11 protein-coding genes are annotated in these 13775 nt (G+C 59.6%); 4 read left to right on the top strand and 7 right to left on the bottom strand.

Features of this window, described 5'->3' with window-relative positions:
• Positions 1-439: 439 nt before the first annotated feature.
• Positions 440-952, top strand: coding sequence for a BRO-N domain-containing protein (locus tag ACA054_RS05445; protein WP_497688507.1), 513 nt, complete (start codon positions 440-442; stop codon positions 950-952).
• A 63-nt stretch (positions 953-1015) separates the two neighbouring features.
• Here ACA054_RS05445 and ACA054_RS05440 read toward each other — a convergent pair whose 3' ends face one another.
• Positions 1016-1201, bottom strand: coding sequence for a hypothetical protein (locus ACA054_RS05440; RefSeq protein ID WP_090453315.1), 186 nt, complete (start codon positions 1199-1201; stop codon positions 1016-1018).
• A 412-nt stretch (positions 1202-1613) separates the two neighbouring features.
• On the opposite strand from ACA054_RS05440, the gene ACA054_RS05435 reads away from it, so the two are divergent.
• Positions 1614-3239 carry a glucan biosynthesis protein D gene (locus ACA054_RS05435; protein WP_497688506.1) on the top strand — a complete coding sequence of 542 codons (1626 nt, stop codon included), beginning with the start codon at positions 1614-1616 and terminating at the stop codon, positions 3237-3239.
• A gap of 975 nt (positions 3240-4214) precedes the next feature.
• Here the strand turns inward: ACA054_RS05435 and ACA054_RS05430 are convergent.
• The 3 genes from ACA054_RS05430 to ACA054_RS05420 all read right to left on the bottom strand — a co-directional run bounded on the left by ACA054_RS05430 (position 4215) and on the right by ACA054_RS05420 (position 7936).
• Entirely contained in the window at positions 4215-5321 is a 1107-nt protein-coding gene (locus tag ACA054_RS05430; protein ID WP_497688505.1) for an NADH:flavin oxidoreductase/NADH oxidase, read from the bottom strand.
• A gap of 305 nt (positions 5322-5626) precedes the next feature.
• Positions 5627-7336: a single-stranded-DNA-specific exonuclease RecJ gene (gene recJ / locus ACA054_RS05425; protein ID WP_497688504.1), complete on the bottom strand. Its 1710-nt coding sequence runs from the start codon at positions 7334-7336 to the stop codon at positions 5627-5629.
• 57 nt (positions 7337-7393) lie between these two features.
• On the bottom strand, positions 7394-7936 hold the full coding sequence (locus ACA054_RS05420; RefSeq protein ID WP_008057823.1) for a YaeQ family protein: 543 nt from the start codon (positions 7934-7936) through the stop codon (positions 7394-7396).
• 147 nt (positions 7937-8083) lie between these two features.
• Between ACA054_RS05420 and ACA054_RS05415 the strand changes: the two genes are divergently transcribed.
• A complete protein-coding gene (locus ACA054_RS05415) occupies positions 8084-9283 on the top strand; it encodes a CaiB/BaiF CoA transferase family protein (RefSeq protein ID WP_497688503.1) in 1200 nt (399 codons plus the stop codon).
• Positions 9237-10247 (top strand): TIGR02285 family protein, encoded by a 1011-nt coding sequence (locus ACA054_RS05410; protein ID WP_497688502.1) that lies wholly within the window; start codon positions 9237-9239, stop codon positions 10245-10247. Before ACA054_RS05415 ends, ACA054_RS05410 begins: the two co-directional genes overlap by 47 nt.
• A 170-nt stretch (positions 10248-10417) precedes the next feature.
• Here ACA054_RS05410 and ACA054_RS05405 read toward each other — a convergent pair whose 3' ends face one another.
• The 3 genes from ACA054_RS05405 to thrC all read right to left on the bottom strand — a co-directional run bounded on the left by ACA054_RS05405 (position 10418) and on the right by thrC (position 13750).
• Positions 10418-10705: a DUF3509 domain-containing protein gene (locus ACA054_RS05405; protein ID WP_497688501.1), complete on the bottom strand. Its 288-nt coding sequence runs from the start codon at positions 10703-10705 to the stop codon at positions 10418-10420.
• 161 nt (positions 10706-10866) lie between these two features.
• A complete protein-coding gene (locus ACA054_RS05400; RefSeq protein ID WP_497690247.1) occupies positions 10867-12219 on the bottom strand; it encodes a transporter substrate-binding domain-containing protein in 1353 nt (450 codons plus the stop codon).
• A gap of 121 nt (positions 12220-12340) precedes the next feature.
• Entirely contained in the window at positions 12341-13750 is a 1410-nt protein-coding gene (thrC, locus tag ACA054_RS05395; RefSeq protein ID WP_497688500.1) for a threonine synthase, read from the bottom strand.
• Between the last annotated feature and the right edge of the window lie 25 nt (positions 13751-13775).

The raw sequence follows: 13775 nt of genomic DNA, 5'->3' as shown, positions 1-13775 counted from the left end.
GCAAAGCGGCCCCCAGCGTCCGTTCAAATAGACGGAGTTGCTCGGATTTACGACTGCTTCGCAGCCGAACGGGGATGAATCCCCTCGCCACAGATTTCTTATTCGCCTGAAGATCTAAGTGAACGACTTTCCGTCGAACCCAAGTTTTTGCTATCCATTTTTTGAAGTTAAATAGATAGAGTAAAAACTGCGGCTCTGCTGCCGCTTCTCTGCAACCGGCGCAAAAACAGGAAATTCCTACAGACCATGCCTTCCATCGAAGACTCTCATTCCTACGACAAGCGCCCCCAGAATAGACTTGGCGCCGCGAGCGCCTGACCGATAGGCTTTGTCCCGTCGCTGCCAAATCAGCGACCCGGAGTCGAAGCCGGTAGACATTCAACATGGCGCAACCGCGCTCATCTGAGTGGCGGCTCCCTTTTCAATTTGGAGTCGAAACATGCACAAGCCCGCATCAAATCCGTCTGAAACTCATTCCTGCTTCACCCCAACCATCTTCACCCGCCACAACCGTTTCCTTCACGCCTTCATGCAGGACCATCAAGCCTGGTTCTGCGTCCAGGATCTGGGCCGTCTGATGGGCAAACCGCTGAACGAACGGCTCATCCAAAAGCTCGATCCGGATCAACGTCGCCATGTGTGGTTGCGCAAAGATGGCAAAACCCTCGAATCCCTGATGGTCAGCGAATCAGGGGTGTACGCGTTGCTGGTTCACCACTTCATTCCGGAAAACCGCCATTTGAGGCAATGGTTGAGTCACGAGGTTTTTCCGATGCTGCGAAATGCGCAGACAGCGGCGTTGGAAAACTTGCCGAGCCTGAGTTCGTTGAATTGGGCCGGCATCACGGTGTCTTTGCTGCATTACCAACATCACGCCTGGATCAAATGGCGCGACATGCCTGAGTTGATGCAGGTGCAGCGCCCCTTCCCAATCGCTGGCACTTGCAGCTGAAGGGATAAATCGAACGGATAAAAAAGGGGCAGCCCTCACAGTCTGCCCCTTTGATTTACCTGCTCAAAACCGCGAAACACTGCGCATCGCATCCACCAGATAACGCATCGCAATGCGGTCACTCTCCGACAGCTCCCGATAGCGCTCCACCAACTTCATCTCCTCGCTATTTAGCCGACGTCTTCGCCGGCCAGTGGATAGGCACGGAAAGATTCCCAGGATTTCGGTGATGCCTTGTACTTTCGACATGGACGATGTCCTTCTCTACGTCAAAGAAAACTTCAGAAACCGCATCGCCCTACCCCTTTTCAGCAGCCACCCTGTGCCCACTGAAGCCACCGGCCCGAAGGGCAGAAACCGGTCATGCCCATAGAATAGAAACTATCCGGGCGCTGAAAAGCGCTTTTTAGAGTAATTAGTCGAAAAAAGCAGAAATGCCCTATAAATCAGAACCCGCTGTCGGAAACGTTAACCGACATGTCTTGTTTCATTGCCGCGCCATCGTCACGCCATCAATCATTTTTTCTGCACAACCGAACGGTTTAAGCTATTCGTTATCTGTTTAAAGTCAGTTGCGTTTGGCCGAAGGCATGTCCGAACCGATATTTTTGATCCAGCAGTGCCAGGAACGGCGCGGGATCGTTCACGACGGGTTGTACTTATGTATCGCAGGAATTTGCTCAAAGCCTCCATGGCCATCGCGGCCTACACCGGTTTGTCGGCCACTGGCCTGCTCGCTGCCCGTGCCTGGGCAAGCAATGGCACGGCGGATGGCGAGGCCCAGGCGTTCGACTTCGAAGCGCTGAAGGTCCAGGCCAAGCAACTGGCCAGCAACCGCTACCAGGATACCAAGCAGGTGCTGCCGCCCACCCTGGCGACCATGACGCCGCAGAATTTCAACGCGATCCGTTATGACGGCAAGCATTCGTTGTGGAATGACTTGAATGGTCAGCTGGATGTGCAGTTTTTCCATGTCGGCATGGGTTTCCGCCAGCCGGTGCGCATGTACAGCGTCGATCCCAAGACCCACATGGCCCGAGAAGTACATTTCCGCCCGTCGTTGTTCAACTATGAAAATACTTCAGTCGATACCCAGCAGCTCAAGGGCGACCTGGGCTTTTCCGGGTTCAAGCTGTTCAAGGCGCCGGAACTGGACAAACACGACGTGGTGTCTTTCCTCGGCGCCAGTTATTTCCGCGCGGTAGACGCCACTGGCCAGTACGGCTTGTCGGCCCGCGGCCTGGCGATCGACACCTATGCGAAGAAGCGCGAAGAATTCCCCGACTTCACCAAATTCTGGTTCGAGACGCCAGACAAGGACAGCACGCGCTTCGTGGTCTACGCCTTGCTCGACTCGCCGAGCGCCACCGGCGCCTATCGTTTTGACATCGATTGTCAGGCCGAGCGCGTGGTCATGGAGGTCGACGCCCATGTCAACGCGCGCACCGCCATCGAACAACTGGGCATCGCGCCGATGACCAGCATGTTCAGCTGCGGCACCCACGAGCGCCGCATGTGCGACACCATTCACCCGCAGATCCACGACTCCGATCGCCTGGCGATGTGGCGTGGCAACGGCGAATGGATCTGCCGCCCGCTGAACAACCCGGCCACCCTGCAATTCAACGCCTTCACCGACAAGGACCCGAAAGGTTTCGGCCTGGTGCAGACCGATCACGAGTTCGCCAGTTATCAGGACACGGTCGATTGGTACAGCCGACGCCCGAGCCTGTGGGTGGAACCTACGACCGCCTGGGGCGAAGGCTCTATCGATCTGCTGGAAATTCCTACCACCGGCGAGACCCTCGATAACATCGTTGCCTTCTGGACCCCGAAAAAACCGGTCGCGGCCGGCGACTCGCTGAACTACGGCTACAGACTCTACTGGAGCGCCCTGCCGCCCGTCGGCACGCCGCTGGCACGGGTTAACGCGACCCGTTCGGGCATGGGCGGTTTCATCGAAGGCTGGGCGCCGGGCGAGCATTATCCGGAGGTCTGGGCCCGTCGCTTCGCAGTGGACTTCACCGGTGGTGGCCTGGATCGCTTGCCTGTAGGCGCCGGGATAGAGCCGGTGGTCACCTGTTCGAACGGCCAGGTCAAGGACTTCAACGTGCTGGTGCTCGATGACATCAAGGGCTACCGCATCACCTTTGACTGGTACCCGACCAACGACAGTGTCGAGCCAGTAGAGCTACGCCTGTTCATCCGCACCAATGACCGGACCCTGAGTGAAACCTGGTTGTACCAGTACTTCCCTCCTGCACCGGACAAGCGCAAGTACACCTGACGGAAAAACAAGGCCCCGGTCATCGACCGCAATGCTGTTCACTTAAGCATGGGGTTGTATTTAAGAACTGAATTGGGGAGATATCCGTTGCTGCGGTAACGGCCACTTATGGTTTCGCCCTTACGGCGAGGCACTTTCGAAAATCCGGAAGCCGGCCCAGTCGAAAGTAACCAAAGCGCTCTTGCCCCACCACTCGGTGCCTCGCTTAGGCTCGGCATGCCGTAACGAAGGCATTGCTCCGTGGGTCGCCGCGATGGGCCATCCCTGACCCCGCGCGGCTAAACCGGCGTCCTGCCGGTTTCCCCACTGCGCAATGCCTGCGTTCGGCCATCGTGGTTTAACGGGGCGCCCAGATCAAAAAAAAAGCGAGGCGGCCTGACAGCCGACCTGACCTTTGCGGCTGTACCTGATCCCCTGTGGGAGCGAGCCTGCTCGCGATGGTCGCCAACGATAACGCGCCCTGTCTGGATGAACGCGTTGTCTGGACGTCCATCGCGAGCAGGCTCGCTCCCACAATGGGATCGCGGACTAGCCTGTAATCAGGTGGGCTATAAGGCCGCCTCGCTCTTGTTTTGGCTTTTGATTTTCTTGCCCCATCGAGAGGCTTCGTTTCGGTTCTGCGCAGTGGGTAAACCGGCATGAATGCCGGTTTAGCCGCGCTGGGCCAAGGATGGCCCATCGCGGCGGGCTCTGTAGGAGCGAGCATGCTCCGGGCGGCGTTCCGACGAAAAACCTGAGAGCACCACGGGGTGTCAGGCTCCCCGCGTCATCGTTGGCCTCCATCGTCGGAACGCCGCCCGGAGCATGCTCGCTCCTACAGGCTTTTCCAAGTGACTCGCTGTAAAAGCGAAACCTTAGGTGGCCGTTACCGCAACAATGGATATACACCCAAACCAAATACGCACCTGGAGCCATTCAACCCAAAGTGAACAGCATTACGGTCATCGACCGGGGCTTTTTGCTTTGAAGCCTCACTCAGTCACGCAAATCCGACTCATGAACAGGCTGTTCACGGTGGGTTGCGCGGTGATATTGCGCTGGCCATATGGCTTTGCGCCCACCCAGGTCATCGTCGGCATGCAACGCCCAATAAGGATCTCGCAACAGCTCGCGAGCGAGGAAGATGATGTCGGCCTGACAGGTGCGCAGGATATGCTCGGCCTGTGCGGGCTCGGTGATCATTCCTACGGTACCGGTGGCGATGCCTGACTCCTTGCGCACACGTTCGGCGAAACGGGTCTGATAACCCGGGCCTGTGGGGATTTCCGCGTTGACTGCGGTGCCGCCTGACGAAACGTCGATCAGGTCCACGCCCAGGTTTTTCAGGCGTCGCGCCAGCTCGACGGTTTCATCCGGGTTCCAGCCATCCTCCACCCAATCGGTGGCGGACACCCGCACGAACAGCGGCAATTCTTCCGGCCAGACCTTGCGCACCGCTTCGGTCACTTGTAACACCAGGCGAATGCGGTTTTCGAAGGAACCGCCGTACTGATCACGCCGCTGATTACTCAGGGGCGAAAGAAACTGGTGCAGCAAATAGCCATGGGCCGCGTGCACTTCGACCACCTTGAAACCGGCGGTCAAAGCGCGCTTCGCCGAGTCGACAAAGGCCTGAATGACGTCAGCGATCTCGCCTTCGTCGAGCTGCTTGGGTTGTGTGTGCTGTGGGTCAAAGGCGATCGGTGATGGGCCAACCGGCAACCAGCCGCCCTCGTCGATCTTTACGCTGCCATGCTTGCCGAGCCAGGGTCGATAGGTACTGGCCTTGCGCCCCGCGTGGGCCAGCTGGATGCCGGCGACGGCGCCCTGAGCGGCTATGAAGCGAGTGATGCGTTGCAAGGGTTCGATCTGTTCATCGTTCCACAGGCCAAGATCCTGGTCCGTGATTCGCCCGTCGGCCGTGACCGCCGTGGCTTCGGTAAATACCAGTCCCGCGCCGCCGACAGCGCGGCTGCCGAGGTGGACCAGGTGCCAGTCATTGGCCAAGCCATCGACACTCGAATACTGGCACATTGGCGACACCGCGATGCGGTTGAGCAGGGTCAATTGACGAAGGGTGTAGGGTTCAAGCAGCAGACTCATGGGGCACCTCTCAAATCAGTGGGCAGGCTCCAGGGTTCTGTTTGAATAGTCGACGAGTGACATGAAAGGGATGCAGCACCCGCCCCCGCGGGCAAAAAATTGACAAGACGTCACAAGGATAATCAAGCAGTGTTTAGAGCCTAGTCGACATCGGGGGATGGTGGAGGATTCAGAGAGATTCGGCGTGAAGGAAATCGCCTTCGCCTGTAGGAGCGAGGCTTGCCCGCGAAGAACGATTACGCGGTACGACAGACGCACCGTAGCGTCTGGTTCGCCGGCAAGCCTGGCTCCTACAGGCGATGAGCTCAACGCGGTTCGATGTGGGCAATCATCAGCTGTACGGTCTCGTTCCCACGAAACTCGTTGACATCAAGTTTGTAAGCCAATTCCACCCACTTGATGGTCGGGTTCGGCCAGACCTCGCGGTCGATCCCGAAGGCAATGCCGTCGAGCTTGACCGAACCGCACTCGCTCCTGAGCACCACCTTGAGGTGCCGTTCGCCGACGACACGCTGCTCGACCAGTTGAAACACCCCATGAAACAGCGGCTCCGGGAAGTGTTGCCCCCAAGGGCCGGCATGGCGCAAGGCACGGGCCAGTTCCAGGTGAAACTCCTCGACCGCCAGGGTGCCGTCCGACAACAGGCGCCCGGTCAAGTCTTCGTCGCGCAATTGACGACGGACCTCGGCGTCAAAAGCCTCGGCGAACAATGGAAAATTCGCCTCCGGCAGCGTCAGGCCAGCGGCCATGGCATGGCCGCCGTACTTGGTGATCAGGTTCGGATGCTGCGCCGCCACCACGCTAAGGGCGTCGCGAATATGAAAGCCCTGGACCGAACGCCCCGAGCCCTTGAGCAACCCGTCGCCGGCATCGGCAAAGGCGATGGTCGGACGGAAATAACGCTCTTTCATGCGCGACGCGAGGATGCCTATGACCCCCTGGTGCCACTCGGGATCGAACAGGCACAAACCAAATGGCATCGATTCCACCGGCAAATCCTTGAGCTGGGCCAGCGCTTCACGCTGCATGCCCTGCTCGATGGATTTACGGTCCTGGTTCATCCCGTCCAGTTGCGCCGCCATCTCACGCGCCAGCGCCGCGTCTTCGGTCAGCAGGCATTCGATGCCCAGGCTCATGTCATCAAGTCGCCCGGCGGCGTTGAGGCGTGGGCCGACAATAAACCCCAGGTCGGTGGAGGTGATGCGCGCATGGTCACGCTTGGCCACTTCAAGAATCGCCTTGATCCCCGGCCGGGCACGTCCGGCACGTATCCGTTCCAGGCCCTGATGCACCAGGATCCGGTTATTGGCATCCAGCGGCACCACGTCGGCCACGCTGCCCAGCGCCACCAGATCGAGCAATTCGCCGATGTTCGGCTGCGGCTTGCTCGCATACCAGCCGAGTTCGCGCAAACGCGCGCGCAAGGCCATCAGCACATAGAAAATCACCCCGACGCCGGCCAGTGCCTTGCTCGGGAACGTGCAACCGGGCTGGTTCGGATTGACGATGGCGTCGGCCAGCGGCAGTTCATCGCCCGGCAAATGGTGGTCGGTGACCAACACGTTGAGTCCGGCCTTTTTCGCCGCAGCCACGCCTTCGACACTGGAAATGCCGTTGTCCACGGTAATCAGCAACTGAGGCTGACGCTCCAGCGCCACCGCGACGATTTCCGGGGTCAGACCGTAGCCGTAGTCAAATCGGTTGGGCACCAGATAGTCGACGTGCGCCGCACCCAACAGGCGCAAGCCCAATGTGCCCACGGTACTGGCTGTCGCGCCATCGGCATCGAAGTCGCCAACGATCAGGATCCGCTGACGCTGTTCGAGCGCAGTCACCAGCAAATCCACCGCCGCCTCGATGCCCTTGAGCTGCTGGAACGGAATCAGACGCGCCAGGCTTTTGTCCAGTTCGGCTTCGGATTGCACGCCCCGCGCTGCATACAGCCGGGTCAGCAGCGGTGGAATATCACCGAGAAATGGCAGGGTGTCGGGCAGCAGGCGAGGTTCGATGCGCATGGGGTGACAGGGGCTTCTCTTCAATACGTAGGAAAAAAACGGTCAAGCTGCGACTGATCAGCCGCGTTCGCCCAACAGCCACTGCAACTGGACTTCATGCTGGCCGCGGTCGTCGGTGACGAAAATCGTCCCTTCGCTGATCATCACGTCCCACTTGATGACGCGGGGCATGTCTTTGGCCAGGGTTTCCAGGACTTCCTGAGGTACCGCCGCGATGTTGACGTTTTTCAGGTTCTTGATCGCCGGGATCACCTTGCCTTCCCAGACACGCAGGCTGCCGTAGGCCAGCAGGCTGGTGCGTTCGGTGCGGCGCGAGCACCAGGTCAGGCGATCGGCGTCCGGCTGGCCGACTTCGATCCAGTGCAGGACACGGTCATCCAGGCTCTTTTCCCACAGGGCCGGTTCATCCACGTCCGACAGGCCACGGCCAAACGACAGCTGCTCGTTGTACCAGAGGGCGTAGGCCAACAGGCGCACGGTCATGCGCTCTTCGGTTTCCGAAGGGTGGCGGGCGATGGTCTGCTTGACGGACTCGTAGACACTGCGATCGAGGTCGGTGAGGTTCAGTTCAAACTTGTAGGTCGTGGACGGCTGGGCCATGAACGGGCTTCTTGATACGTGGAAAGGCGGCAAGTCTAACCGATGCAGCCACCAATCAACGAATAGAAGGCGATCTACCTTGGGCGCCTGACAATCGGCTATGTTAAAACTCTGTTCTCGCTCAAACTTTGTCCTACAGGAAGCCGCATGCCGTCCTCTGCCAAACCGCTCTCAGGCCTGAAAGTCATCGAACTGGGTACCTTGATCGCCGGCCCGTTTGCCTCGCGCATTTGCGCGGAATTCGGTGCCGATGTGGTCAAGGTCGAATCTCCGGACGGTGGCGATCCATTGCGCAAATGGCGCAAGTTGTACGAGGGCACCTCGCTGTGGTGGTTCGTTCAGGCACGCAATAAAAAATCGCTGACGCTGAACCTGAAGCATCCGGACGGCCTGGCGATCCTGAAGAAACTGCTCAGTGAAGCGGACATCCTGATCGAAAACTTCCGCCCCGGCGTGCTGGAAAAGCTCGGCCTGGGCTGGGACGTCCTGCATGCCTTGAATCCAAAGCTGGTCATGGTGCGGCTCTCGGGTTTCGGCCAGACCGGCCCGATGAAGGATCAGCCCGGGTTTGGCGCGGTTGGCGAATCCATGGGCGGCCTGCGCTACATCACCGGGTTCGAGGACCGGCCACCGGTGCGTACCGGGATTTCCATCGGTGATTCGATTGCCGCGCTGTGGGGCGTGATCGGTGCACTGATGGCCCTGCGTCACCGCGAGGTCAATGGCGGTGAGGGGCAAGTGGTGGACGTGGCGCTGTACGAGGCGATCTTCGCCATGATGGAAAGCATGGTGCCGGAGTTCGACGTGTTCGGCTTCATCCGCGAACGCACCGGCAACATCATGCCGGGCATCACGCCCTCTTCGATCCATACCAGTGCCGATGGCAAACATGTGCAGATCGGCGCCAATGGCGATGCGATCTTCAAGCGTTTCATGCTGATCATCGGACGGGAAGACCTGGCCAACGATCCGATGCTGGCCAGTAATGACGGCCGGGACAGCCGTCGCGACGAAATTTACGGGGTCATTGATCGCTGGGTCAATTCGTTGCCCCTGGACACTGTTATCGAGCGCTTGAATCAGGCCGACGTACCGGCCAGCCGGATCTTCAGCGCCGAAGACATGTTCAGCGATCCTCAGTACCTCGCCCGGGAAATGTTCCTGCAGGCCAAGCTGCCCGATGGCAGGGACTTCAAGATGCCAGGGATCGTGCCGAAACTCTCAGAGACACCCGGTGATTGTGAATGGGTCGGGCCGCAACTGGGTGAGCACAACGCCCAGGTACTCCAGGAACTTGGCTATGACGCGTCGCAGATCACACAGTTGCGCAAAGACGGAGCCATCTGAGCTCAAGCGTCTGTTTGCGCGACTTATCACGCCCGGCCTGTTGCTGGACGGGCGGCGCCTGTTTTTGGCCGGGCGGCGACTGTTGTTGGCCGGGCGGCGCCTGGGCGCGTTGGCGAGCCTGGTCCTGATTATTACGCTGGCCTCGCCGGTGTCGGCGCAGCCCAAGGAAACCCTGGTCTGGCTGAAACGCGATCTACCGCCGCTGTTCATTTTCGACGGTCCGGAAAAAGGCCAGGGGGTCATCGATCAATTGCTCCGGCAACTGATCGCCGGCATGCCGCAGTACCGCCACAGTGTATTGAAGGTCAATCGTGCCCGTGGCTTGCAAATGCTTCACGAACCAGCCCTCACCTGCGATGCGGCGCTGAACTGGAGCAAGGAGCGCGAAAGCTGGATCGCCTTTTCCCTGCCGGTCTTTCGCGCCATGAGTAATGGCCTGGCCGTGCGGCGCATCGATCGGGAAGTACTGACGCCTTTCCTCAAGGATGGCGAGGTGGACCTGGCCGCCCTGTTGGCCACCGGCACAGTGACGCTGGGCATTGTTGCCGAACGCAACTATGGCGAATATCTCGACGCCTTGCTCAAACAGGCGCCGGGCAAGGTGTTGACGCTTCATTACGGCAACGACGCCTTGGGCAGCCTGTTGCAGATGCAACGCCTGGGACGCCTGCAATTGCTGCTGGGCTATCGTCCGGAAATTCGCTATCAGGCCCAGCAACAAGGAATCGCTGAAGAGGAACTGCATTTCTATCCGATTCGTGGAACCGGCAAATACCTGTCCGGCTACATCGGCTGCACCAATACGCCCCAGGGCCGCCAGGCTATCATCGAGATCAACCAACTGCTGCGTGCCCTGCCCCGAGAGCAGTTGAGCGAGGCATACGCCAGGTGGCTCGACCCGCAAAGTCGCAGCGACTACCTGCAAGCGGCCCGGGAGTTTTTCGAGCAGCAGAACGGCTACTGACAATTGCCGGGCAAAAAGAAACCCCGAGAAGTGGGGAGACGACTCGGGGTTAAACGTGGTCTTTTCAAGGACCAGTAACAGCAAGCGACAAGCACCGGAGCACAATGCTTGATCCTGCTGTTAATAGTTCTGACTGATGCGGATGCAGGAAGGTTCCCACAAAAGACAATTCAGTTTCGGCTGGCCAGCAGCTTGTCCTGTGCCGCATTGCGCAACGCCGCTATGACACAGGGTTCCAGGCGTCCTTCAGCAATCAGTACGTCGCGGTGCAAGCCGTCGACGACGTCCGTCAGCTGGCGCCTGTCGGTCAACTGCGCCTGATTGAACGCGCGATCGACCACTATGGCGCCGATTGCATTCTTCAAGGTCACCCGGCATTCGCCATGCATGCCTGACGGGGTCACCGTCACCTGATACGGGCTCAGAGCCTCACCGAGCAAGAGACTGATACTTTCCATCCGATCACCACTCAATAGTCCGAAAACAAAGTGCCTGGGGCGTGTCTACAGTAAATGACCGCTGGCCCGAGTAGAAAGTTCTGAAGACCGAGAGCAGGTGAGCCTGCGCCTGCGGTCGATAGAGCATGCACGCGGAAGATGACAGGGAAAAAACAACAGCCTCACGCCTGCCCGGTTCGCCGACGAATATCACTCCAGCCACCCAGCAAACCTCGCAGTTGGCCGTCCGCACCATAGAACGGTACCGTCCACTGGTAGATCGCCCTGGGGCCTGTATTGAACAGCAATTGCCGCTCGCAAAAGCGTGGTTTACGCGTTCCCAGCTGGGCCATGAACTCGTCATGCAACAGTTCGGCGGTGGCTTTGGGCAGCAGGTCGAGCTCGATCAATTGCCGCCCCTGGATCCGCTCGAAACGGGTCGACAGGCTCTCCTCATAACGCTTGTTGCACAGGATCAAGCGCCCCTGGAGATCACGCACGAACAGCGGATCGGGCATGGCGTCGATCAACGCGTGCTGGAAGGCGAGTTGATCGCCCAAGGCCTGTTCGGCCTCCTGCCGCTGTCGGATCAACACCGCCAGGCGGCGGCTCCAGAGTAGCGACAGCAAAGCGAACAGGCTGGCGGCCAACAGGCCCCAGCCAGCCCATGGGGCAAATCGTTGCCAGGCTGTCGGGGCCGGGGTAGCGCCATTGAGCCACTTCGAGCGCAGAGCGCGTAGTTCAGCGGGAGGAAAAGCCTCGAGGGCCTTGTTGAGGATGCTCAACAGCTGCGATTGACCTTTGCGCACCGTCAGGTAATCCGGGTCCCACTGGCCTTCCACGACTTGCCCGACCTGAAGCTGGCCGGAGGGAAAGAGTCGTGCGCCTGTTTCGCTGTCGATGGTGGCATGGGCCTCACCGCTTTCCACCAGCGCGCGGGCTTCATCGTAGGTTTTGACCGAACGCAACTCGATGGAGGGGTAGTCACGACGAATCACCGCCTCCAGCGCATGCCGGGTCGGCAGTACCAGCACGCGTTTGGCCAACTGCTGCAGGGACTCGACCTGCGGTGCCCCGGCCCGCCCGACAAACACCCAGCCAGAGCCGCCAAAGGAATGGCTGAAATCCAGGAACACCTTACGCTCGTCATTCATTGCCAGCGTGGTGCTCATGTCCGCCTCTGCGCGCTCCAGGCGTTCAAGCATCTGCTCGGTGGAGAACGACTCGACATGGACAAAGCGCAAACCGGTCATGGCGCTGATCCGATCGAGCATATCCCGGTTCAGGCCGTTCCACTGGCCATGCTCATTCTTGAACAGATACCGCGGGTACTCCAGCGACGCCACCTTGACGGGCGGGTGCTCGGCAATCCATTTTAATTCCTTGGCATCCAGCGCGATCCGGACACCGGCGACCGCCTTTGCGGGTTCATGAACCGGATGAGGCGCAGCCAATACCCACTGAGCCATGACGCCCAGCGTACTGAGCAAAACCAGCCAGCATGCAGCGGGCCTTGATCTTCTGTAAACCAGCATTGCCACGTCCTTGGTGATCAGTTCGCCGGTTTCCATGGGCGACTCCTGCTGGCAAGTGTGGCATGCACAAACAAGAAAGCCCGTCAGGAGACGGGCTTTCTTGTGTGACAAGGTTTGCCTGTTACAAAGGCTTACCGCGGTTGCCATGCTGACTGACAAAGGCCTGCACGGCCTTGAGGTCATTCGGCAATACGGTGCAGCGTTCGTCTCTTTCGAACAAATCAGAAAGATGTGCAGGGAGCTCGAGGGCTTTTCCTACACCGGCTTTTTCCACGGCGTCGGGGAATTTGACCGGATGGGCCGTGCCCAGAATCACCATCGGGATATCCAGGCTGCGACGGCATTCCCGAGCGGCCTTGACGCCGATCGCGGTGTGCGGGTCCAGCACTTCACCGGTCTGTTCGAAGACCTCGGCGATGGTTTCGCATGTTTGCGCATCGTCCACGGCCAGCGAGTCGAACAGTTTGCGCGCTTCAGTCCAGCGCTCCTGCTCGACGCTGAAGCCGCCGCCCTGCTTGAAGCTGTCCATCAGACCGGCAATCGCCAAGCCGTTGCGACCGTGCAGGTCGAACAGCAGGCGTTCGAAGTTCGAGGACACCATGATGTCCATCGACGGCGACAGGGTCGCGTGCAGAGTTTCCTTGACGTACTGGTTACCGCTCATGAAGCGGTGCAGGATGTCATTGCGGTTGGTGGCGACGATCAACTGGTTGATCGGCAGGCCCATGTTGCGTGCCAGGTAACCGGCGAAGATGTCGCCGAAGTTACCGGTTGGCACCGAGAACGCCACCGAGCGCGCCGGACCGCCCAACTGCAGGGCCGCGTGGAAGTAGTAGACGATCTGGGCCATGATCCGCGCCCAGTTGATCGAGTTTACCGCCACCAGGCGTGTGCCCTTGAGGAAGCCCTGGTCGGCGAAGCTCGCCTTGACCATTTCCTGGCAGTCATCGAAGTTGCCTTCGATGGCGATGTTGTGGATGTTCTCACCGAAAATGGTGGTCATCTGCCGACGCTGCACTTCGGAGACACGGTTGTGCGGGTGCAGGATGAAGATGTCGACGTTTTCGCAGTGCTTGCAGCCTTCGATGGCCGCCGAGCCGGTATCGCCGGAAGTGGCGCCGACGATCACCACGCGCTCGCCGCGCTTTTCCAGCACGTAGTCGAGCAGGCGACCGAGCAGCTGCAGGGCGAAGTCCTTGAACGCCAGGGTCGGGCCGTGGAACAGCTCCAGCACCCATTCGTTGCCGTTCAGCTGACGCAGTGGCGCAACGGCGCTGTGCGCGAACACACCGTAGGTTTCTTCAAGAATCTTTTTGAAATCGGCATCCGGAATGCTGCCGGTAACGAACGGGCGCATGACGCGGAAGGCCAGCTCGTGATACGGCAGGCCGGCCCAGGAAGCGATTTCTTCCTGGGTGAAACGTGGCAGGTTTTCCGGGACGTACAGACCGCCGTCGGTGGCAAGGCCTGCCAGCAGGACGTCTTCGAAATTCAGGGCCGGTGCCTGGCCGCGGGTACTGATGTAACGCATGACTGACTCCATTGGGACAGTGTTC

Source organism: Pseudomonas sp. LBUM1653 (genome assembly GCF_059716115.1).
The sequence above is the reverse complement of the archived record's forward strand: the minus strand, read 5'-3'. Positions and strand labels throughout refer to the sequence as shown.

What these genes read in the sequence shown, in the direction of transcription:
- ACA054_RS05445 (WP_497688507.1), top strand. Translation starts at nt 440, where the DNA reads ATGCACAAGCCCGCATCAAATCCGTCTGAAACTCATTCCTGCTTCACC.
- ACA054_RS05440 (WP_090453315.1), bottom strand. Translation starts at nt 1,201, where the DNA reads ATGTCGAAAGTACAAGGCATCACCGAAATCCTGGGAATCTTTCCGTGC.
- ACA054_RS05435 (WP_497688506.1), top strand. Translation starts at nt 1,614, where the DNA reads ATGTATCGCAGGAATTTGCTCAAAGCCTCCATGGCCATCGCGGCCTAC.
- ACA054_RS05430 (WP_497688505.1), bottom strand. Translation starts at nt 5,321, where the DNA reads ATGAGTCTGCTGCTTGAACCCTACACCCTTCGTCAATTGACCCTGCTC.
- recJ (WP_497688504.1), bottom strand. Translation starts at nt 7,336, where the DNA reads ATGCGCATCGAACCTCGCCTGCTGCCCGACACCCTGCCATTTCTCGGT.
- ACA054_RS05420 (WP_008057823.1), bottom strand. Translation starts at nt 7,936, where the DNA reads ATGGCCCAGCCGTCCACGACCTACAAGTTTGAACTGAACCTCACCGAC.
- ACA054_RS05415 (WP_497688503.1), top strand. Translation starts at nt 8,084, where the DNA reads ATGCCGTCCTCTGCCAAACCGCTCTCAGGCCTGAAAGTCATCGAACTG.
- ACA054_RS05410 (WP_497688502.1), top strand. Translation starts at nt 9,237, where the DNA reads ATGACGCGTCGCAGATCACACAGTTGCGCAAAGACGGAGCCATCTGAG.
- ACA054_RS05405 (WP_497688501.1), bottom strand. Translation starts at nt 10,705, where the DNA reads ATGGAAAGTATCAGTCTCTTGCTCGGTGAGGCTCTGAGCCCGTATCAG.
- ACA054_RS05400 (WP_497690247.1), bottom strand. Translation starts at nt 12,219, where the DNA reads ATGCTGGTTTACAGAAGATCAAGGCCCGCTGCATGCTGGCTGGTTTTG.
- thrC (WP_497688500.1), bottom strand. Translation starts at nt 13,750, where the DNA reads ATGCGTTACATCAGTACCCGCGGCCAGGCACCGGCCCTGAATTTCGAA.